This window comes from Aeromicrobium sp. Leaf350 (genome assembly GCF_916858655.1).
Taxonomy (GTDB): Bacteria; Actinomycetota; Actinomycetes; order Propionibacteriales; family Nocardioidaceae; genus Aeromicrobium.
Genome location: NZ_CAKASL010000003.1, coordinates 202,007 through 223,380, shown reverse-complemented (window position 1 = coordinate 223,380; position 21,374 = coordinate 202,007). Strand labels below are relative to the sequence as shown.

General features: G+C 71.9%; 19 protein-coding genes. 13 read left to right on the top strand and 6 right to left on the bottom strand.

Annotation, left to right across the window (positions count from 1 at the left end; genetic code table 11):
* Positions 1-4 precede the first annotated feature (4 nt).
* From malQ to treY, 3 genes are read left to right on the top strand one after another with little or no spacing between them, the layout of a single operon-like run.
* A complete protein-coding gene (gene malQ / locus LO931_RS14670) occupies positions 5-1,987 on the top strand; it encodes a 4-alpha-glucanotransferase (RefSeq protein ID WP_229054586.1) in 1,983 nt (660 codons plus the stop codon).
* Between the two features lie 13 nt (positions 1,988-2,000).
* Positions 2,001-4,127 carry a glycogen debranching protein GlgX gene (glgX, locus tag LO931_RS14665; RefSeq protein ID WP_229054585.1) on the top strand — a complete coding sequence of 709 codons (2,127 nt, stop codon included), beginning with the start codon at positions 2,001-2,003 and terminating at the stop codon, positions 4,125-4,127.
* Between the two features lie 14 nt (positions 4,128-4,141).
* The gene (gene treY, locus LO931_RS14660; protein WP_229054584.1) at positions 4,142-6,409 is read left to right on the top strand and encodes a malto-oligosyltrehalose synthase; all 2,268 of its coding nucleotides are present in this window, start codon (positions 4,142-4,144) and stop codon (positions 6,407-6,409) included.
* A gap of 19 nt (positions 6,410-6,428) precedes the next feature.
* Here the strand turns inward: treY and LO931_RS14655 are convergent, their stop codons facing one another.
* Entirely contained in the window at positions 6,429-7,322 is an 894-nt protein-coding gene (locus LO931_RS14655) for a sterol desaturase family protein (RefSeq protein ID WP_229054583.1), read from the bottom strand.
* 75 nt (positions 7,323-7,397) lie between these two features.
* Here LO931_RS14655 and LO931_RS14650 point away from each other — a divergent pair, with 75 nt between their 5' ends.
* The 5 genes from LO931_RS14650 (at position 7,398) to LO931_RS14630 (ending at position 11,912) form a co-directional block, all read left to right on the top strand.
* Positions 7,398-8,021 (top strand): TetR/AcrR family transcriptional regulator, encoded by a 624-nt coding sequence (locus tag LO931_RS14650; protein WP_229054582.1) that lies wholly within the window; start codon positions 7,398-7,400, stop codon positions 8,019-8,021.
* On the top strand, positions 8,018-8,818 hold the full coding sequence (locus LO931_RS14645; protein WP_229054580.1) for an SDR family NAD(P)-dependent oxidoreductase: 801 nt from the start codon (positions 8,018-8,020) through the stop codon (positions 8,816-8,818). The genes LO931_RS14650 and LO931_RS14645 overlap by 4 nt, the downstream gene beginning before the upstream one ends.
* Positions 8,819-8,844: 26 nt before the next feature.
* Positions 8,845-10,209: an adenylate/guanylate cyclase domain-containing protein gene (locus LO931_RS14640; protein WP_229054578.1), complete on the top strand. Its 1,365-nt coding sequence runs from the start codon at positions 8,845-8,847 to the stop codon at positions 10,207-10,209.
* The gene (locus LO931_RS14635; protein ID WP_229054576.1) at positions 10,206-10,724 is read left to right on the top strand and encodes a PGPGW domain-containing protein; all 519 of its coding nucleotides are present in this window, start codon (positions 10,206-10,208) and stop codon (positions 10,722-10,724) included. The genes LO931_RS14640 and LO931_RS14635 overlap by 4 nt, the downstream gene beginning before the upstream one ends.
* A 108-nt stretch (positions 10,725-10,832) precedes the next feature.
* Positions 10,833-11,912: a Glu/Leu/Phe/Val dehydrogenase dimerization domain-containing protein gene (locus LO931_RS14630; protein WP_229054575.1), complete on the top strand. Its 1,080-nt coding sequence runs from the start codon at positions 10,833-10,835 to the stop codon at positions 11,910-11,912.
* A 146-nt stretch (positions 11,913-12,058) separates the two neighbouring features.
* Here the strand turns inward: LO931_RS14630 and LO931_RS14625 are convergent, their stop codons facing one another.
* Complete coding sequence (locus LO931_RS14625; RefSeq protein WP_229054572.1) at positions 12,059-12,541, bottom strand: MarR family winged helix-turn-helix transcriptional regulator; 483 nt, start codon at positions 12,539-12,541, stop codon at positions 12,059-12,061.
* Positions 12,542-12,564: 23 nt separating this feature from the next.
* Here LO931_RS14625 and LO931_RS14620 point away from each other — a divergent pair, with 23 nt between their 5' ends.
* Positions 12,565-14,619 (top strand): MMPL family transporter, encoded by a 2,055-nt coding sequence (locus tag LO931_RS14620; RefSeq protein ID WP_229054570.1) that lies wholly within the window; start codon positions 12,565-12,567, stop codon positions 14,617-14,619.
* Positions 14,620-14,761: 142 nt separating this feature from the next.
* Here the strand turns inward: LO931_RS14620 and LO931_RS14615 are convergent, their stop codons facing one another.
* The 3 genes from LO931_RS14615 to purF form a co-directional block, all read right to left on the bottom strand.
* Positions 14,762-14,956, bottom strand: a complete 195-nt coding sequence (locus tag LO931_RS14615; protein ID WP_229054568.1) for a DUF3073 family protein — start codon at positions 14,954-14,956, stop codon at positions 14,762-14,764.
* A gap of 81 nt (positions 14,957-15,037) precedes the next feature.
* Positions 15,038-16,033, bottom strand: a complete 996-nt coding sequence (gene purM, locus LO931_RS14610) for a phosphoribosylformylglycinamidine cyclo-ligase (RefSeq protein ID WP_229055150.1) — start codon at positions 16,031-16,033, stop codon at positions 15,038-15,040.
* Positions 16,034-16,089: 56 nt separating this feature from the next.
* On the bottom strand, positions 16,090-17,577 hold the full coding sequence (gene purF / locus LO931_RS14605; RefSeq protein ID WP_229054567.1) for an amidophosphoribosyltransferase: 1,488 nt from the start codon (positions 17,575-17,577) through the stop codon (positions 16,090-16,092).
* 78 nt (positions 17,578-17,655) lie between these two features.
* Between purF and LO931_RS14600 the strand changes: the two genes are divergently transcribed.
* The 4 genes from LO931_RS14600 to LO931_RS14585 all read left to right on the top strand — a co-directional run bounded on the left by LO931_RS14600 (position 17,656) and on the right by LO931_RS14585 (position 20,985).
* A complete protein-coding gene (locus tag LO931_RS14600; protein WP_229054565.1) occupies positions 17,656-18,339 on the top strand; it encodes a ZIP family metal transporter in 684 nt (227 codons plus the stop codon).
* Between the two features lie 49 nt (positions 18,340-18,388).
* Complete coding sequence (locus LO931_RS14595; protein WP_229054563.1) at positions 18,389-18,838, top strand: SRPBCC family protein; 450 nt, start codon at positions 18,389-18,391, stop codon at positions 18,836-18,838.
* Between the two features lie 19 nt (positions 18,839-18,857).
* Positions 18,858-19,313, top strand: coding sequence for a DUF1772 domain-containing protein (locus tag LO931_RS14590; protein ID WP_229054562.1), 456 nt, complete (start codon positions 18,858-18,860; stop codon positions 19,311-19,313).
* A 112-nt stretch (positions 19,314-19,425) separates the two neighbouring features.
* A complete protein-coding gene (locus LO931_RS14585) occupies positions 19,426-20,985 on the top strand; it encodes a long-chain-fatty-acid--CoA ligase (protein WP_229054560.1) in 1,560 nt (519 codons plus the stop codon).
* A gap of 7 nt (positions 20,986-20,992) precedes the next feature.
* Here LO931_RS14585 and LO931_RS14580 read toward each other — a convergent pair whose 3' ends face one another.
* The gene (locus LO931_RS14580) at positions 20,993-21,352 is read right to left on the bottom strand and encodes a sterol carrier family protein (RefSeq protein ID WP_229054558.1); all 360 of its coding nucleotides are present in this window, start codon (positions 21,350-21,352) and stop codon (positions 20,993-20,995) included.
* Positions 21,353-21,374 lie beyond the last annotated feature (22 nt).

Sequence of the window (21,374 nt, the reverse complement as noted above, 5' to 3'; positions counted from 1 at the left end):
AGGCATGCCCTCACCCGCCGGACCGACGCCTCTCGCCCGGCTCGCGGCGACGCATGGCGTGGCCACCGGCTACGAGGGCAACGACCGCACCTGGGTCGACGTCGACGAGTCGATCGTCGTCGCGGTGCTCGGACAGCTCGGGGTCGACGCGAGCAGCGACGCCGCCGTCACTCGCGAGCTCGAGCGGGTCGACGCCGCGCAGGACCTCACTGCGCTCCCCGCGACCGTCGCCGTGACTCACGGAACCCCGCGCCACCTGGGCGACGAGGTCCGCGGCACCCTCCACCTCGAGGACGGCACGACCCTCGACGTCGAGAGCGAGCTGCCGAGCGACCTCCCGCTGGGCTGGCACCGCCTGTCGACCGCCGAGCGCGACGTCACCGTCGTCGTGGCGCCGGCCCGCCTTCCCGAGGTCCCCCGCACCTGGGGCTGGATGCTGCAGCTCTACGCCCTGCACTCCGACGCCTCCTGGGGCATGGGCGACTACGGCGACCTCGCCGAGGTGGCCCGTCGGGCCGGGTCCGAGCAGGGCGCCGGGGTGCTTCTGGTGAACCCGGTGCAGGCCTTCGTGCCCTCCCGCCCTCTGCAGCGCTCGCCGTACTCCCCCGCGAGCCGGCGCTTCGCGAACCCGCTCTACCTGCGCGTGACCGACACCGAGGCGTTCCGCGCCGCCGACGACGACACCCGCGCCGCGGTGCTGGCGCTCGCTCCGACCGACCGACCCGAGCTGATCGACCACGACGAGGTCTGGGACGCGAAGCTCGCCGCGCTCGAGCTCCTCTGGGAGCAGCGGCCCGCCACGGCGAGGTCCGAGCCGGAGCCCGACGACGCCCTGCGCGCCCACGCGACGTGGGCCGCCCTGACCGAGGTCCACGGCGCCGACTGGCGGGCGTGGCCGGCCGACCTGCGCGACCCCGCCTCGGACGCCGTCGCCACCGCAGCACAGGAGCTCACCGACCGCGTCGCGTTCCACGCGTGGCTCCAGCACCTCTGCCGCGAGCAGCTCGACGCAGCCCGCGCGGCGGCCCACGAGGCGGGCATGCCCGTCGGCATCGTGCACGACCTGCCGGTCGGGGTCGACCCCGGCGGGTCCGACGCGTGGGCGCTCCAGGACGTGTTCGCCTCGGACGTGCGCGTGGGCTGCCCCGCCGACGCGTTCAACCCGCTGGGCCAGGACTGGGGGTTGCCGCCGTGGCGCCCCGACGCCCTCGCCGAGACCGGCTACGCGCCGTTCCGCGACGTCGTCCGGAGCGTGCTGCGCCACGGCGACGGCATCCGCGTCGACCACGTCGCGGGCCTGTGGCGCCTGTGGTGGATCCCGCCGGGAGAGCCCGCGCACCGCGGCACCTACGTGCACTACGACGCCGACGTCATGCTCGCCGTCCTGACCCTGGAGGCCACCCGCGCCGGAGCCGTGGTCGTGGGCGAGGACCTCGGCGTGGTCGAGGACGTCGTCACCGAGACGCTGCACGAGCGCGGCATGCTCAGCTCGGCCGTGCTCTGGTTCGAGCGTGACTGGGACGCGCCGGGCCAGCCGCACGTGCCGCCGCAGGAGTGGGTGCCCGAGACGATGGCCAGCATCAGCACGCACGACCTTCCCACCGTCGCGGGCTGGCTCGCGGACGAGCGCGTGCGCGTGCAGGACCGGCTCGGCCTCCTCGGCGAGCCGCTCGAGGAGGCACTGGCCACCACGGCGAAGGACCGGGCCGCGATGCTCGAGCTGCTCGCCACCCAGGGCGTGCCGGACGACGACCTCGTCGTGGCCCTGCACGCCGTCATCGCACCGGCCGCCTCCCGCCTCGTGCTGAGCTCGCCGGCCGACGCGGTCGGACAGCTCGAGCAGCCCAACCTGCCCGGCACCGTCGACGAGTACCCGAACTGGCGCATCCCGCTGCCCCTCGACCTCGACACCTTCTTCACCGACCCCCGGGTCGCCGACGCGGTCGCCGCCCTGCGCGACGCGCGCCCCATGCACGACCACTCCTGAGGAGACCCACCCCATGCAGACACCCCGCCTGCAGCCCTGGCCCGGATCGCCCTACCCGCTCGGCGCCACGTACGACGGCACCGGCACGAACTTCGCCCTGTTCTCGGAGGTCGCCGAGAAGGTCGAGCTCTGCCTGTTCGACGAGAGCGGCGCCGAGACCCGGGTGCGACTCGAGGAGGTCGACGGGTTCGTGCACCACGGGTTCCTCGACGGCGTCGGGCCCGGCCAGCGCTACGGCTACCGCGTGCACGGCCCGTGGGAGCCGGAGCAGGGCCTGCGCTGCAACCCGACCAAGCTGCTGATCGACCCGTACGCCAAGGCCCTCAGCGGCCAGGTCGACTGGGACCCCTCGCTGTTCGCGTACGACATGGAGGACCCGGAGCAGCGCAACGACGACGACTCCGCGGGCCACGTGCCGTTCTCGCTCGTGGTCGACCCCTACTTCGACTGGGGCAACGACCGCCTGCCGCGTCTGCCGTACCACCAGACGGTGCTCTACGAGGCGCACGTCAAGGGCCTCACGATGACCCACCCCGACGTGCCGGAGCGCCTGCGTGGCACCTACGCCGCCATCGCGCACCCCGCGATCGTCGAGCACCTGCGTGAGCTCGGGGTGACGGCGATCGAGCTGCTCCCCGTGCACCAGTTCCTCTCCGACCACTACCTCGTCGAGAAGGACCTGACGAACTACTGGGGCTACAACACGATCGGCTTCTTCGCCCCGCACGACGCCTACGCCTCGCGGCCCGGCCGCCAGGTGCAGGAGTTCAAGGGCATGGTGCGTGCGCTGCACGCCGCGGGCATCGAGGTCATCCTCGACGTCGTCTACAACCACACCGCCGAGGGCAATCACCTCGGCCCGACGCTCTCGATGCGCGGCATCGACAACGACGCGTACTACCGGCTGGTCGAGGACGACCTGCAGCACTACATGGACTACACGGGCACGGGCAACTCGCTCAACGTGCGCCACCCGCACACGCTGCAACTGATCATGGACTCGCTGCGGTACTGGGTCACCGAGATGCACGTCGACGGCTTCCGGTTCGACCTCGCCGCCACGCTGGCCCGCGAGTTCTACGACGTCGACAAGCTCGCGACGTTCTTCGAGCTCGTGCAGCAGGACCCGGTGGTCAGCCAGGTCAAGCTCATCGCGGAGCCGTGGGACGTCGGTCCGGGCGGCTACCAGGTCGGCAACTTCCCGCCGCTGTGGACCGAGTGGAACGGCCTGTACCGCGACACCGTGCGCGACTTCTGGCGCGGCGAACCGGCCACTCTCGGCGAGTTCGCCTCGCGCATCACCGGCTCGTCCGACCTGTACCAGGACGACGGCCGCCGCCCGTACGCGTCGATCAATTTCGTGACGGCGCACGACGGGTTCACCCTCAACGACCTCGTGTCGTACGACGAGAAGCACAACGAGGCCAACGGCGAGGAGGGTCGCGACGGCGCCGACGACAACCGCTCGTGGAACCACGGCGTCGAGGGCGAGACGGACGACCCCGCGATCCTCGCGCTCCGCGAGCGTCAACGGCGCAACTTCCTGGCGACGATGCTGCTCTCCCAGGGCGTCCCGATGCTGCTGCACGGCGACGAGCTCGGGCGCACGCAGGGCGGCAACAACAACGTGTACTGCCAGGACAACGAGGTGGCCTGGATCGACTGGAGCCTCGCCGGCGACGAGGCGGACCTGATCCGGTTCACCGGCGCGCTGACCCGTCTGCGGCGTCGGCACCCCGTGTTCCGCCGCCGCCGGTTCTTCTCCGGCCGCCCCGTGCAGCGCTCGGAGAAGCTCCCCGACATCGCGTGGTTCACGCCGTCCGGCGAGGAGATGACCGACCAGAGCTGGGGCGACGACTTCGGCCGCTCGGTCGCGGTGTTCCTCAACGGCGAGGCGATCGCCGACCGCGACCCCCGAGGCGAGCGCATCACCGACGACTCGTTCCTGCTGGCGTTCAACGCGCACCACGAGCCGATCCAGTTCACCCTGCCCGACGGGGACTACGGCGCGCAGTGGCGCGTCGTCGTCGAGACGGCCGAGGGCGTCGTCGACCCGACCGGCGGCCAGCAGCTGGACGCGGGAGCGACGCTCGACGTCGAGGGACGCTCGCTCGTCGTGCTGCAGCGGGTGGCCCGGTGACGGCTCCTGCGGGCGTGCCTTCGTCGACGTACCGGCTGCAGCTGCGGCCCGACTTCGGCTTCGCCGAGGCACGCGCGCTCGTGCCGTACCTGCGCGACCTCGGGGTGGGTGCGCTGTACCTCTCCCCCGTGCTCGACGCGACGCCCGGCTCGACGCACGGCTACGACGTCACCGATCCGTCGCTGGCGCGCCCCGCGCTCGGCGGCGAGCTCGAGCGGGCAGCGCTGGTGGACGCAGCGCGCGAGGCGGGGTTGGGCGTCGTGGTCGACATCGTGCCGAACCACATGTCGGTCGAGGTGCCCCGCGCGAACCCGTGGTGGTGGTCGGTCCTGGCCGAGGGCGAGGCCTCCGCCTACGCCCACCACTTCGACGTCGACTGGTCGCGCGAGCGCCTGCTGCTGCCGGTGCTCGGCGACGACGCCGACGTGGCGGCCCTGACGATCGACGGCGACCAGCTGGCGTACTTCGACCACCGCTTCCCGATCGCGGACGGCACCGCAGGGGGAACCGCGCAGGAGGTGCACGACCGCCAGCACTACGAGCTGGTCGGCTGGCGTCGCGGCAACGCCAAGCTGGGGTATCGCCGATTCTTCGACATCACCTCGCTCGCCGCGATCCGCGTGGAGGACCCCGCTGTGTTCGACGACGCCCACCGCGAGGTGCTGCGCTGGGTCGAGGCCGGCGAGGTGACCGGGCTCCGGGTCGACCACCCCGACGGGCTGGCCGACCCGGGAGGCTACGCGCGACGGCTGCGCGAGGCCGCGCCCGACGCCTGGATCGTCGTCGAGAAGATCCTGCACCCGGGCGAGGACCTGCCGGCGAGCTGGCCGGTCGAGGGCACCACGGGATACGACGCCCTCCGCGAGGTCGCCGGAGTGCTCCTCGACCCCGCCGGCGAGGCCCCGCTGACCGCTCTCGCCGAGCGACTCGGCGCACCGACCGACTACGCCGCCGTCGAGGAGGACGCGCGACGCATGGTCACCGACCGCATCCTCGTCGCCGAGGTGCGCCGCATCGCTGCACAGCTGAAGGGCATCGACGCCGACCAGGCGCGCGGCGCGGTGGCCGAGACGATGATCGCGTTCGGCGTGTACCGCTCCTACCTGCCCGAGGGCGAGGCCGACTGGGCTCGGGCGATCGAGCGCGCCGCGACCCGTCGACCCGACCTGGCCGACGCGCTCCGGGCGCTCGACGAGCAGGTGCGCGCCGATCCGCGGGGCGAGCTCGCGACCCGGCTGCAGCAGACCTCCGGCATGGTCGTGGCCAAGGGCACCGAGGACACGACGTTCTACCGGTTCACACGGTTCGCGGCGCTGACCGAGGTCGGCGGCTCCCCGGACGTGTGGGGCGTCGACGTCGCCGAGTTCCACCGCCTGGCCGCGGCGCGCGACCAGGACCACCCGCACACCATGACGGCCCTCACGACGCACGACACCAAGCGGTCCGAGGACACGCGGGCCCGCTCGCTGGTCCTCGCCGAGGTCGCCGACGAGGTCGCCGAGTCCGTCGAGCGCTGGTCGGCCGAGTGCGGCATCGACGAGCCGTCGCTCGACCTGCTGGCGTGGCAGACGCTGCTCGCCGCCTGGCCGATCACCGACTCTCGCCTCGCCGACTACCTCCTGAAGGCCGCGCGCGAGGCGAAGATCCGCACGACGTGGACCGAGACCGACGCCGAGTTCGAGGCGTCGGTGCGGGAGTGGCCGCTCCGGGCGCGCGCCGCGGTCGGCCAGCAGGTAGCCGCGCTGGTCGACCGGATCGAGGGACCGGGCTGGACCACGGCGCTCTCCCAGAAGCTGCTGCAGCTCGCCGGCCCCGGAGTGCCCGACGTCTACCAGGGCACGGAGCTCTGGGACCTGTCGCTCGTCGACCCCGACAACCGACGCGCGGTCGGGTACACGGCGCGGCGCGAGCTGCTGGCGCGCATCGCGGACGGCTGGACTCCCCCGCTCGACTCCTCGGGCGCGGCGAAGCTGCTGCTGACGCAGCGGGTCCTCACCCTGCGGCGAGACCGGCCCGAGCTCTTCCAGGGCTACCGTCCGCTGGCGGCGGACGGCCCGGCCGCAGGTCACGCCGTCGCCTTCGCGCGGCACGAGGACCTCGTGGCGCTCGCGACCCGACTGCCCGTGGGCCTCGACCGTCGGGGTGGCTGGGAGGGCACGGTGCTCGAGCTCGGCGACGGCACCTGGACCGACGTGCTCACCGGCGCGAGCCACGGCGGAGGTTCACGCGAGGTCGACGACCTTCTCTCGACCTACCCGGTCGCGCTCCTCGTGCGCTCCTGACGCGGCACGGGGCGCGAGGTCAGCGGCGCGGGAGGACCAGGTCGTCGGCGTCGGTGACCTCGCCCTTCGGCGTCCACCCGGGCGGGCCGAAGAGGTAGCCCATCTTGTCGCGCCAGCGCCGTGCGCCACGCACGTCGCGGGCGATGTCGACGTAGTCGCCGTACTGGAGCTTGAGGATGTTGTAGGTCTCGACCTTCTTGGTCAGCCCGTACGTCGGACGCTGGACCTCCTTCGTGAAGGTGCCGAACATCCGGTCCCAGATGATGAGGATGCCGCCGTAGTTCTTGTCGAGGTACTCCGGGTCGGAGCCGTGGTGCACGCGGTGGTGCGACGGGGTGTTGAACACGTACTCGACGGGTCGCGGCAGGCGGTCGACCATCTCGGTGTGCACGTAGAACTGGAAGATCAGGTTGAAGCCGAAGGCCACGTAGAGGGTCCACGGCGCGAAGCCCAGCAGCGGGAGCGGGAGCCAGAAGAAGAACTCGAACCAGGGGTTCCACTTCTGCCGCAGCGCGGTGCCGAAGTTCATGAACTCGCTGGAGTGGTGGGCCTGGTGGCCGGCCCAGGCGATGCGCACGCGGTGGCTGAAGCGGTGGTGGAAGTAGTAGCCCAGGTCGACGCCCAGGATCACGAGGACCCAGTACCACCACGTGTCGGTCGGCAGCTCCCACAGCGCGAGGTAGGCGAAGACCGCCGTGAAGCCGAAGAACGTGACGACCTTGAACAGCGTCAGGAACACCAGCGAGAGCACGCCCATCGAGATCGACGCCTGCGCGTCCTTCATGGCGTAGCCCGTGGTGTTGTCGTCGTGGTCGAGCCACTTGAGCGCGGCGAGCTCGATGACGATCGTCAGCAGGAAGAACGGGGCCGCGTAGGTGACGGGGTTCTTCAGCGGATCGAGCACGTCGTTCATCGGATCTCCTCCACGCGGCCTATATGACTCTCGGGTAAGTTACCACAGGGTCAGGGCCTCGACTAGAGTCTTCCCATGGCCCGAACCAACGCCGGCACCAAGGGCGTCCCGCGCGCCGAGCGCGAGCAGCAGATCCTGGCCGTCGCGTCCCTGGCCTTTGGCACCGACGGCTTCGCCGCCACGAACCTCGCCGACGTCGCCGCCGAGGCCGGCATCTCCAAGCCGCTGATCTACAACTACTTCGGGTCGAAGGAAGGCCTGTTCGCGGCCTGCCTGGACGAGGCCGGCGACCTCATGGCCGGCGAGATCGAGCGCATCGCCCGCGGCGACGCGGTCGGCATCGAGCGCGGCATCCGCACCCTCGACGGCATGTTCGCCGTGCTCGACGAGCAGCGGCACCTGTGGCGGCTCCTCCACGACCGCACGGCGCCCTCGACCGGGGCCATCGCCGACGTCGTGAGCCACCACACCGAGCGCATCGACAAGCTCGCGCACGAGGGCGTCACCGAGCTGCTGGCGCTGGCCGGCGACACCGACGAGCGCGACATCTCGGTCATGACTGCGGCCTGGCTCGGCATCGTCGACTCGCTGATGGACTGGTGGGTCGCGCATCCCGACGAGACCGCGACCCAGATGAACGAGCGCGTCACCCGGCTGTTCACCGCCCTGCTCGTCGACATCGTGCGGGGCGACGCATGAGCGAGCGCAAGGTCGTCGTCATCACGGGCTCGTCCAGCGGCATCGGCGCCGAGGCGGCGGTGCAGCTCGGAGCGAAGGGCTGGACGGTCTGCCTGCTGGCGCGTCGGGCCGGCGAGCTCGAGGAGGTGGCCGAGCGCGTGCGCGAGGCCGGCGGCGAGGCGAGCACCTACCCGGTCGACCTGACCGACGACGCCTCGACCACTGCGGCGGTCCAGTCCGTCCTGACCGACCACGGTCACGTCGACGTGCTGGTCAACAACGCCGGACGATCCATCCGCCGCTCGATCCGCGACTCGTTGGAGCGGCTGCACGACCACGAGCGCGTCATGGCGGTCAACTACTTCGGCGCGATCCGCCTGACCCAGGCCCTGCTGCCGTCGATGATCGACCGCGGACACGGTCACGTCGTCTTCAGCTCGACGCTGTCGACCCAGGTCCCGGTCCCGCTCTTCTCGGCCTACCTCGCGAGCAAGAGCGCGTTGGAGTCCTACGCCCGCTCGCTCCTGGCCGAGGAGGGACACCGCGGCATCACCACGACGATCGTCTACTTCCCGATGGTGCGCACCGAGATGTCCGGCGCCACCTCGATCTACGCCGCGATGCCGATGATGACCCCGGCCAAGGCCGGGGCCTGGCTGGTCAGGGGCGTCGTCGACCAGCCGTCACGCGTCACGAGCCTCGGCGGGGCGATCAGCCAGGCCGGCATGTCGGTGCTGCCGGGCGTGCTGACCAAGGTCGTCACCCCGCAGATCCGCCGCATGGACAAGCGCCTGGCTCGCCGGACACGCGACCGCTGACGACGGCGCGCCGCTAGTCTTCGGCCATGAGCACGGTGCAGCACCCTCGCTGGATCCTCACCTTGGAGGACGTGCTGACCCGCCCGCGCATGGAGCGCGCCGTGCTCGTCATGACGCTGTTCAGCGTCGCGCAGGTCGGCGCCTCCGTCCTGTGCCTCTGGCTCGTCGACCGCTCCGACCAGGTCCGCATGAGCTACTTCGCACCGGTCGTCCTCGCCGGGGTGATCGGCGTGATCGTGAGCGCGGTCGTGCTGGCGCTCCTCGCACCGCGCGACCCCGAGGGCCGGACCCTCGTGGCGCGACTGGCGCTCGCCGTGCCCGCGCTCGGGTACAGCCTCTTCGGCGTCGCCATCGCCTACATCTTCGGCTTCTGGGCCTCGCCGTTCCTGCTGTTCCCCGCCGTCACCGGGCTGTTGATCGGCATCCTCTTCGGGCGCACGTTCGGCATCATCTCGATCGTCGGGGCCGTCGTCGTCACCGCCGTGCTCGAGGCCCTCCGGTTCGGCGGGGCCATCGACTACGCGCCGGCCCTGGTCGACGACTCCGTGCAGGGCTCCGGCTCCGTCGAGCGCCTCCTCGGCACGGGCGGGCCGCTGCTGGTGTTCGTCGTCGCCGCGATGGTGCTGGCCTTCGGCATGCTGGCCGTCGTCGACCACCAGCGCGAGGACCTCGCTCGCAGCCACCAGCTCATCCGCACCTACGTGCCGGCGCAGGTCGCCGACGCGGTGCTCGAGCACGGCGAGACGTCGACCCGGCTCGAGCGGCGCAAGATCACGGTGTTCTTCTCCGACATCGTCGGCTTCACCGAGACGACCGAGCGGATGGAGCCGGAGGACCTGGCGCTCGTGCTCGGCGAGTACTTCTCCGAGATGGCGCGGATCGCCGCGCTCCACGACGGCACGATCGACGAGCTCGTCGGCGACGCCGTGCTGATCTTCTTCGGCGCCCCGACCGCCACGAACGACCGCGACCACGCCCTGCGGGCGATGCGGATGGCCATCGAGATGCAGGCGGCGGTCGAGGGCCTCAACGCCCGTTGGGAGCAGGCCGGGCTCGACGTCGTGTTCCGCATCCGCATGGGGGTCAACACCGGCGTCGTCGCCGTCGGCAACGTCGGCTCAGGGGCCCGCCAGAAGTACGCCGCCATCGGTCGCGCCGTGAACCTCGCCTCGCGCATCCAGACCGAGTGCCCCCCGGGCAGCGTCCTCATGACCCGCGCGACCTGGCTGCTCGTGCGCGACGAGTTCGAGGCCACGCAGCACGGCGAGGTCGAGCTCAAGGGCGTCGGGCGCACGACTCCGCTGTACGCGATCACCCCACCGGGTACCGGGACGCAGCCCGAGGCCGACGGGCCGCTGGCGAGCGAGATCGAGCCGCCGCAGCGAGGATGAGGCATGACCTCACCCCGGCCGGCACGACGATGAGCGACGGACCCCGCCGCTCCACCCACCTGGCTCGCGGCGTCGCGATCACGGTCCTCGGCTGGATCCTCGTGCTCGCCGGTGTCGCTGCGATCTTCCTGCCCGGCCCCGGCCTGCTCCTGCTCGTGGCCGGGCTGGCCGTGCTGGCCAACCGCTACGAGTGGGCCGAGCGACGACTCGAGCCGGTCAAGGTCATGGCCTTCAAGGCGGCCGCGGACGGCGTGCAGACCTGGCCCCGCATCCTGGGCAGCGTTCTCGGGGCGCTGCTGCTCGGCGCGGTCGGGGTGGTGTGGGGCCTGCGCCCTGACGCCCCCGACTGGTGGCCGATCGCGGACCGGTGGTGGCTGATCGGCGGCTGGGGCACGGGCGCCACGCTCATCGTCTCGGCCCTCATCGCCCTCGGATTCATGGTCTACAGCTTCCGGCGGTTCCGCGGAGTCCCCGACTACGAGACCGCCGCCGAGCGCGAGGCCCGCGAGGACTGATCGGCTCCCGCAAGGGCGGTGCGGCGGTACAGTCGAGTCGGAGCCGCACCACCCCGCGGCTCTCACCGACAGGCGCACACCCCCGCGCCCGTGACGACAGGAGAACCCATGTCCTTCGACGCCCGCGTCTTCGCCCACCCGCACGAGCAGGTCGTGTTCTGCCACGACCCGGCCAGCGGTCTCCGCGCCATCATCGGGCTGCACTCCACGGCCCTCGGGCCGGGCCTCGGCGGCACCCGGTTCCACCCGTACGCGAGCGAGGCGGACGCGCTCGCCGACGTGCTGGCCCTGAGCCAGGGCATGGCGTACAAGAACGCGCTCGCCGGCCTCGACCTCGGCGGCGGCAAGGCCGTCATCATCGGCGACCCGGCGACCGACAAGACCGAGGCGCTGCTGCGGGCCTACGGCCGCTTCGTCGAGACGCTCGGCGGCCGGTACTTCACCGCCTGCGACGTCGGCACGTTCAGCCCCGACATGGACGTCATCGCCCGCGAGACCTCGTACGTCACGGGCCGCACGGTCGAGCACGGCGGCGCCGGCGACTCCTCCGTCCTCACCGCCTTCGGCGTCTACCAGGGCATGCGGGCCAGCGCCCAGCACGTCTGGGGCGACACCTCGCTGGCCGGTCGCACGGTCGGCATCTCGGGCGTGGGCAAGGTCGGACGCCACCTCGTGCAGCACCTCGTCGACGAGGACGCCCACGTCGTGGTGACCGACGTGAGCCGAGCCGCGCTGGACGCCATCACCGCCGCGCACCCCGGCGTGAAGGTCGTCGGCTCCACCGAGGAGCTCGTCGCCGAGCCCCTCGACGTCTACGCACCGTGCGCGCTCGGACGCGCTCTGACCGACGACGTCGTGCGCACGCTGTCGGCGCGCGTCGTGTGCGGCGGCGCCAACAACCAGCTCGCCCACGAGGGCACGGCGAAGCTGCTCACGGAGAAGGGCATCACGTACGCGCCCGACTACTGCGTGAACTCCGGCGGCGTCATCCAGGTCGCCGACGAGCTGGACCCCAGCGGATTCAGCTTCGACCGGGCCAAGGCGCGCGCCACCGGCATCTTCGACACGACGCTCGCGGTGCTCGAGCGCGCGGCGGGTGAGGGCATCACCTCCGCCGAGGCCGCGGATCGCCAGGCCGAGCAGCGCATGCGCGACGTCGGCCGCCTCAAGAACATCCACCTCGCCTGACCCCGTCGCCCGGGCGGTGAGCCAAGGGCGTGTCGTCGGCCCGGACGGTGAGTTAGGGGCGTGTCGCGAGCCTCGACACGCCCCTAACTCACCGCCCACCCCGCGGACACGTACCTATCTCACCGCCCGGCGGCACGCGGGGTTCCTCAGCCCGGGTTCGCCTCGGTGACGACGGCGGTCGCGGTCTCGAGGAACGCGAGGATCGTGGCCACCTGGTCGTCGTCGAAGTCGGACAGGGCCTCGACCATCGCCATGGCCATGGGGCCGAACATGGCACGCGCCTCGGTGCCGGCGTGCTTGGTCATCGTGAGACCCACGCGACGACGGTCGTGCTGGTCGTGGTCGCGACGCACGTGGCCCGCGCGCTCGAGCCGGTCGATCAGGGTCGTGGTCGCGGACGGGCTCAGGGTCAGGGCCTGCGACAGCTCGCCCGGCGTCACCGCGTCGGCCCCCGACTCGCGAGCCGCGACCAGGGCCTGCAGCGCCTGCAGGTCGGAGCGATGCAGACCGCGCGACGCGGCAGCGCGATCAGTGAAGTGCAGGGTGGCCGTGGTCAGCGACTGAAGGCGTCGGACGACCTCGAGTCGCGCATCGGGAGCGCCGGGAGGACCCCCGGGGTGCGTCGTCATGACGCTGACCCTATCGTGTGACCGTGACATCTTTCGATCATCGAACCTTTTTTCTGGCTCGCCCCGTCGGCCGCGGCCGTTCCGTCGCCGTCCTGCTCGTCGGCCTGCTCCTCGGCGCGGCCGTGCTGGCGTTCGCGCCCGGACCGACCGAGGGCAGCGACGCCGGATCCAACCTCCCGGACGACGCCGAGTCGGCCCTCGCCCAGGAGCGTCTCGCCGCGCTGCCCGACGGGGACGAGGCTCCCGCGATCGTGGTCTTCTCGCGGGACGGTGGCCTCGAGGCTGCCGACCTGACGGCGGCCGGCGAGCGCGTCCAGGCCCTCAGCGACGACCTGGACCTCGAGGCCGTCGGCCCGATCCCCTCCGACGACGGCACGGTCGCCCTCGTCACCGTCCCGGTGCCCGGAGACCTGTCCAACGACGAGAACAGCGAGCTGGTCGCCGAGATCCGCGACGTCGCCGGCGACGCGCTCCCGGACGGACTGGTCACCGAGGTCACCGGCGGGCCGGCCGTGCAGGCCGACCTGGGCGAGGTGTTCTCCGGCGCCGACACCCGGCTGCTGCTCGTGACCGCCTCGGTCGTCGCACTTCTGCTGATCATCACCTACCGCAGCCCGTGGCTGTGGATCGTGCCGCTCGCCGTGATCGGCCTGGGCGACCGCGTCGCCGCGAAGGTCGTCGACGCCATCTCGGCGTGGTCGGGTCTCGCGGTCGACGGATCCATCACCGGCATCACCTCGGTGCTCGTCTTCGGCGCCGGCACCAACTACGCGCTGCTGCTGATCGCCCGGTACCGCGAGGAGCTGCGTCGGCACGAGAGCCGGCACGAGGCGATGCGCCAGGCGGTGGGCGCCGCCGCACCGGCGATCCTGTCGAGCTCGGGCACGGTCATCCTCGGCCTGCTCACGCTCCTGCTCGCCGACTCCCCCTTTGTCAGCCGCATCGGGCTCGCGGGGGCCGCCGGCCTCGCGGTCGCGGTGTTCTTCGCGCTCGTCGTGCTGCCCGCGGCGATGTCGCTGCCCGGTCGGTGGCTGTTCTGGCCGTTCGTGCCGCGCGTCGGCGACGACGACTCCGCCCACCGCGGCCTCTGGAGCCGCGTCGGGCCCGCCGTCACCCGGCGCCCCGCTCTGGTGACGATCGCCGGGCTGGTCGTGCTCGTGACGATGGCGCTCGGGGCGCTCGGACTTCGCACCGGGCTCGCCCAGGATGAGCAGTTCCTCGACACCCCCGAGTCGATCGCCGCCCAGTCGACCCTGTCGTCGGCCTTCCCCGGCGGCACGGCCTCCCCCACCACCGTGGTCGCGAGCCCGGCCGAGGCCGAGGCCGTCGCGGCCGCGGCGAGCGAGGTCGACGGCGTCCAGTCGGCGACGGTCTCACCGGGCGGGGACGACTCGACGGCCGAGGTGCGCGTCGTGCTCGAGTCGGACCCGGGCAGCGCGGACGCGCTGGCGACGATCGAAGACCTCCGCACGGCCGTGCACGACGTCGACCCCGACTCGCTCGTCGGCGGACCCGACGCGGAGGCGGTCGACGAGGCCGCCACGGCGGCGTCCGACCGGACGACCGTGATCCCGCTCGTGCTCGCGGTCGTGCTCGTGATGCTGCTGGCCCTGCTCCGCTCGGTCGTCGCCGCCGTGCTGCTGGGCGCCACGACGGTGCTGTCGTACCTGTCGGCGCTCGGCGTCGGCTGGCTGGTCTTCGACCACGTGCTGGGCTGGCCGGCGATGGACGTGAGCACCCCGCTGCTGGCCTTCATCTTCCTGGTGGCGCTCGGCGTCGACTACAACATCTTCCTGACGGCACGCGCGCGCGAGGAGATGGCCGCAACCGGGGACGCGACGGGCTCGATCGTCACGGCGCTGGCCGTCACGGGTGGCGTGATCACGAGCGCCGGCATCCTGCTCGCGGCGGTCTTCACGGTGCTCGGCGTGCTCCCGCTGGTGCTGCTGGCCCAGCTCGGCGTGCTCGTGGGCTTCGGCGTGCTGCTCGACACCGTGGTGGTACGCGGCGTCGTCACCCCGGCGATGGTCGCCTGGACCGGACGCCGCTTCTGGTGGCCCAGCCGCCTCGGGCGGTGAGCTACCGACCGCCACGCAGGTGTGGGCATGACGAAGTGCTGGACGTCACCACAGCCGAGCGCAGCGAGGCTCGAGCGCACGGGCGTAGCCCGTCAGCGGTGAGGCACGAACCGCTGGAGCGGCGACGAAGGAGCCGCGCGCATCAGCTGGCGTCGCGGTCCTTGAACTGATCGGCGAGGTCAGGCCTCTCGGCGAGCTCGGCGTACTGATCAGGGATCGGTTCACCGTCCTCACCGTGGAGCTCTCGTTGCAGATCGCTGAAGTCCGGATCGAAGGTCCGGTACTTGAGATCGCGTGCAACCTTGGTCTGCTTGGCTTTCGCACGGCCGCGCCCCATGGGTCGACCCCCTCGCACAGTGATGTCGGTATGTCGTGCTGACCAGCCTACCGAATCACCCGCGAGAATGTCTCACGGGGGCTATGCGTGTTCGCCCACAACCGTCACGGAGCCTCCGGGACCGTGGACCCCTGCCTCGGCGACCTCGCCGGCGACCCAGGCGTCGATGCCGTGCTCCTGCAGCAGCCGCACCGCCGCGTCGGCCGCGTCGGGCTCGACGAGGGCGACCATGCCGACCCCGACGTTGAGGGCCTGCTCGAGCGCGGGACGCTCGACCTCGCCCAGCTGGGCGACCAGGTCGAAGATCGGGTCGGGCGACCACGTGGCGCGGTCGACGCGCACCGAGACCGACTCGGGCACGACGCGCTCGAGGTTCGCCGCGAGACCGCCGCCCGTGATGTGCGACATCGCGTGGACGCCTCCGGCGCGGGCCAGCGCGAGCGACGGCAGCGTGTAGAGCCGCGTCGGCGTGAGCAGTGCCTCGCCGAGCGTCGAGCCGAGCTCGTCGACCTGCCGGTCGAGCGACCAGCCCGCGAGCCCGAAGAACACGTGGCGCACGAGCGAGTAGCCGTTGGAGTGCAGCCCCGAGGAGGCCATCGCGACGACCGCGTCGCCGGGGCGCACGAGGTCGCGACCCAGGAGCGCGTCGGCCTCGACGACACCCGTGGTGGAGCCCGCCATGTCGTACTCCTCGGGACCGAGGAGGCCGGGGTGCTCAGCGGTCTCGCCGCCGAGCAGCGCGGTGCCCGACTCGGCGCACGCCTCGGCGATGCCCTTGACGATCTGGGCGATGCGCTCGGGCACGACCTTGCCACAGGCGATGTAGTCGGTCATGAACAGCGGCTCGGCGCCGCAGACCACCAGGTCGTCGACGAGCATGCCGACGAGGTCGAAGCCGATCGTGTCGTGCTTGTCCATGCGCTGCGCGATCTGGACCTTGGTACCCACGCCGTCGGCGGAGGTGGCCAGCAGCGGACGGCGGTAGTCCTTCAGCGCCGTGGCGTCGAAGAGCCCGGCGAAGCCGCCGATGCCGCCGACGACCTCGGGACGGCGCGCCTTCTCGACCCAGGTCTTCATGAGCTCGACCGCGCGGTCGCCCTCGGCGACGGAGACGCCGGCTGCCGCGTAGTCGGTCACTGGATCACCTTCAGCGTCGTGGTGTCGGCGGGCAGCTCGAGCAGGTGCTTGCCGATCAGGTCGTCCTCGGGGAGCGCGACGGGGTAGATGCCGTCGAAGCAGGCCCGGCACAGGTTGTCCTTGGGCACGTTCGTGGCGTCGACCAGGTCGTCCAGGTCGACGTACGACAGGGAGTCGGCGCCGATCGACCGGCAGATCTCGTCGACGCTGATGCCGTTGGCGATGAGCTCGGCGCGCGAGGCGAAGTCGATGCCGTAGAAGCACGGCCACTTGACCGGCGGGCTCGAGATACGCACGTGCACCTCGGCGGCGCCGAACTCGCGCAGCATCCGCACCAAAGCACGCTGCGTGTTGCCGCGGACGATCGAGTCGTCGACGACCACGAGCCGCTTGCCGGCGACGACGTCGCGCAGCGGGTTCAGCTTGAGCCGGATGCCGAGCTGACGGATGGTCTGCGAGGGCTGGATGAACGTGCGGCCCACGTAGGAGTTCTTGACCAGGCCGTGGCCGAACGGGATGCCCGACTCCGCGGCGTAGCCGATCGCGGCGGGCGTGCCCGACTCCGGCACGGGGATGACCAGGTCGGCCTCGACCGGCGCGGTGCGAGCGAGCTTGCGGCCGATGCGCTCGCGGACGCTGAAGACCCGCTGGTCGTTGATCGTCGTGTCGGGGCGCGCCAGGTACACGTACTCGAAGATGCAGCCCTTCGGCGCCGGCTCGGCGAAACGCTCGGAGCGGAGACCGTTCTCGTCGATCGCGATGAACTCGCCCGGCTCGACCTCGCGGATGTAGGAGGCGCCGACGATGTCGAGGGCCGCGGTCTCGCTGGCGACGACCCAGCCACGTTCGAGGCGGCCGAGCACCAGCGGACGGATGCCCTGCGGATCGCGCGCCGCGTACAGCGTGTGCTCGTCCATGAACACCAGGGAGAACGCGCCGCGCACCTTCGGCAGCACCTCGAGGGCCGCCTCCTCGACCGAGCGGTCGCGGTAGGACGCGAGCAGGCTGGCCATCGCGGCCGTGTCGCTCGTGGCCGTCTCGTGCTGCCGGCTCTCACCGGCGGTGCGCTGGTCGAGCAGCTCGACGAGCTCGGCGGTGTTGGTCAGGTTGCCGTTGTGGCCGAGGGCCACCGAGCCGGAGGCCGTGGGGCGGAACGTCGGCTGCGCGTTCTGCCACACGCTCGAGCCGGTCGTGGAGTAGCGGGCGTGGCCGATCGCGATCTCGCCCTTGAGCGACTCCAGCGTCGACTCGTCGAAGACCTGGCTCACGAGGCCCATGTCCTTGTAGACGAGGATCTGGCGGCCGTTGCTGACGGCGATGCCGGCGGACTCCTGCCCGCGGTGCTGCAACGCGTACAGGCCGAAGTAGGTCAGCTTCGCGACCTCTTCACCCGGCGCCCAGACGCCGAAGACGCCACAGGCGTCCTGAGGACCGCGATCCGAGGGATCGATGTCGTGGGTCAGAAGACCGTCGCCGCGCGCCACGAGAACCAGTGTAGGGGCGTGGGCGAGCGCGATCGACCGCCACCGCGCGAGGCGGACAGGTGTGGTTAGCCTCGAGGCATGGCGATGGCCTTCTGGTTCGGGGTGGCGACGGCGGTGCCGCTGATCGTCGGAGCGGCGATCGGCCTGCGATGGCAGCTGCCGACGCCCGTCCTCGCGGTGCTCATGGCCTTCGGTGCCGGCACGCTGACGGCGGCCGCGTCGGAGGAGCTCTTCGGTCCGGCGTTCCGATCCGAGGGCGTGCTGCTGGCCGGTGTCGCACTGATGGCGGGAGCTGGGGTCTACGTCCTCGCGAGCCACCAGCTCGACTCGCGGATGGGTGCCGCGGCGGCCGGCTGGGCACTGCTCCTCGGGGCCGTGCTCGACGGCATCCCCGAGAACGTGGCGCTCGGCGTCGGACTCGTGGAGGGCGGCAGCATCGTGCTGCTCGTCGCGATCGTCGTCGGCAACGTGCCGGAAGCGGTCAGCAGCGGTGCGCTCCTCGGGCGCTCGAGCTTCGGCCCGGTCCGGGCGATCGGCCTGTGGGTCCTGACGGGCGTGGTGCTCGTCGCGTGCACGATGGGCGCCTACGCCGCGTCCGACGTGCTCGGCGGCACCTCGATCGCCCTCGTGCAGGCGTTCGCCGGTGGTGCGACGATCGCCGTGCTGGCCGACACGCTCTTCCCCGAGGCGTACCGCGAGGGCGGCTGGTGGGTCGGCGTGGCGACCGCGGCCGGCTTCCTCACGGCCTTCGCGCTGGGCTGACGTCAGAAGTTCATCCTGCGGAACGCCCCGCATCTGGTGGGATGGGTCCATGAACGGCAACACAGTCTCCGTCGAGCGCGTCATCCAGGCCCCCGCCTCGGCCATCTTCGCGATCGTCGCCGACGCCGGCCGGCACTCCGAGATCGACGGCTCGGGCAGCGTCCAGGGCCTCAAGGAGCCGGGCGAGCCACTGACGCTCGGCTCCGTCTTCGGCATGTCGATGAAGCAGGGAGTCCCGTACACGACCAGCAACCGCGTGGTCGAGTTCGAGCAGGACCGCCTGATCGCCTGGAAGACCGTCGGGCTCGGCGGGCTGATCGGCGGGCGCATCTGGCGCTACGAGCTCGAGCCCACCGGCGACGGCACCCGCGTGCGTGAGACGTGGGACGTCAGCGAGGACAAGCAGCGCTTCTTCCTCAAGCGCGGATCGATGCCGACCAACACCGGCAAGGCCATGTCGAAGACGCTCAAGCGCATCGCCGCCGTCGTCGAGGGCTGACCCGACCGCGGGCCGAGCGTTGACCACCGACCTCCTCCTCGGGGCGACCGCCCTGACCACCGGCCTCGTGGCCGGACTGTTCGCGGCCTTCGCGTACGCCGTCATGCCCGGGCTGCGACGGGTCGACGACGTCGCCTTCGTGCAGACGATGCGGGGCGTGAACGTCGCGATCATCAACCCCGTCTTCGGGCTGCTGTTCGGCGGCTCGCTGGTGCTCGGCATCGCCTCCACCGTGGTGGTGCGGGGTGAGGACGCGTTCGCCTGGGCCGTCGCCGGCCTCGTCGGCTACGTGCTGACGCTCGTCGTCACGATCGCTCGCAACGTGCCGCTCAACGAGGCGCTCGAGAACGGCACGGACGCCTCACCGCGGTTGCGAGAGGCATTCGAGAGGCCGTGGACCCGGTGGAACCTGGTGCGCACGGCGACCAACGTGGCCTCGACCGCGTGCTGGCTCGTCGCGCTCGCCCTCGCCTGATCGGCCCTCCCGAGCAGCCCTGTCCTGCGGGGCCCTGGCGCTTGGTCCGCGGGCACACCTAGGCTGCTGTGACCCACGTCACGGACACGAGTCCAGCCCAGCGAGGAGCGTCATGACCACCCTTCCCCCCGCCACCTTCCTTCCGGACTTCCTCGAGCACCAGGCGCGGGTACAGCCCGACGCGACCTGCTGGATCTACGGCGAGCGCACGTGGACCTTCGCCGAGGCGTGGGAGTCGGTCCGTCGCACTGCGGGCGCGCTGCAGGCGGCCGGCATCGGACGGGGCGACCGCGTCGCGGTGCTCGAGAAGAACAACCCCGCGATCCTGCAGCTCATCCTCGGCGGCAGCCTCGTCGGCGCCGCCACCACCGTCGTCAACTGGCGTCTCGCGGGCGACGAGCTCGACTACGTGGTCAACGACTGCGGGGCGCGGCTCGCCGTCGTCGGCGCCGACCTGCAGGAGGCCTACGACCTGGTGGCCGACCGGCTCGAGCACGTCGAGCGGTCGGTGACGCTGGGCGGCGAGCACGACCAGTTCGAGGCGTTCGTGGCGGCCGAGCCGATCGACCGCCAGCCCGACGTCACGCCCGACGACGTGTGCGTGGTCATGTACTCCTCGGGCACGACCGGCCGACCCAAGGGCGTGCAGCTGACCCAGCACGCCATGGTGCGGCACTGCTACGTCGGCGGCGGCGACGCGGAGTACGGCGAGGGCTCGATGATGATGGTCGCGATGCCGATGTTTCACGTCGGCGGCACCTCGTACGCCCTGCTCGGCCTGACGCACGGCATCCCCGCGTTCATCGTGAAGGAGGTCGACCCCGGCCTGATGGCCGCCGCGATGATGGCGGGCTGCACCCACGCCTTCCTGGTGCCGCCGGTCATCGCGGCCCTGCTCCAGGCGGGCGAGCAGGCGATGGGCCTGTTCGGACGCCTGCGCCAGGTGGGCTACGGCGCGGCGCCCATGCCGCCGCCGGTCGTCCGCGCGGTCATCGCCGCATGGCCGGAGACGACCTTCATGCAGGTGTACGGCATGACCGAGTTCGGCGGCGTCATCTCGGTGCTCGACGACGCGGCCCACCGCGACCTGGAGCGGCCCGAGCGGCTGCTCTCGGTCGGGCAGCCGGTCGAGGGCGCCGAGCTGCGGGTCGTCGATCCCGGCACGCTCGAGGACGTGCCCGTCGGCACGTCGGGCGAGCTGTGGTTCCGCACGGAGCAGGCCACGATCGGCTACCTCGGGCGCGCGGAGGCCACCGCCGAGCTCATCACCGACGACGGCTGGGTGCGCACCGGTGACGTCGGCCGGGTCGACGACGGCGGCTTCATCTTCATCGAGGACCGCATCAAGGACATGATCATCACGGGCGGCGAGAACGTGTACTCCCCCGAGGTCGAGCGCGTGCTGGCCGAGCACCCGGCGGTGCTGGAGGCGGCCGTGATCGGCGTCCCCGACGACCGCTGGGGCGAGACGGTCAAGGCGGTAGTGGCGCTGCGGCCGGGCACGTCGGCCGACGCGGACGAGCTCATCGCCTTCGCCCGCGAGAAGCTGGCCCACTACAAGGCCCCCACCACGATCGACGTGATCGAGGCGCTCCCGCGCAACCCGTCGGGCAAGATCCTCAAGCGCGACCTCCGCAAGCCCTACTGGGCCGACCAGGAGCGCCAGGTCTGACCGGGCCTCAGGTGAGCGGGAGGTGCGGGGTGAGGTCGGAGCGCTCGCCGCTGGCCGTCACCCGTCGCTGCGCCCGGGCCTCGCTCCACGCGAGGTCCCCGCGGGCGAGGGCGATCCACGTCTGCGCGTCGGTCTCGACGACGGCCGGCGGGGTGCCGCGGGTGTGTCGCGCTCCCTCGATGACCTGCACCGCGGCGAAGGGCGGCACGCGCACCTCCACGCTGTGACCGGGTGACCGCGCCTCGAGCACGGCCATGAAGTGCCGGGTGGCGGCCGCGAGGTCGGCCCGCTCGGCGCCACCGGCGTCGAGCCGGGCGAGCACCTCGGCGAGCTCGGCCGCAGGCAGCGGGGTCAGTCGTCGGGCCACCGCCCCAGGCTAGTCCGCCCGA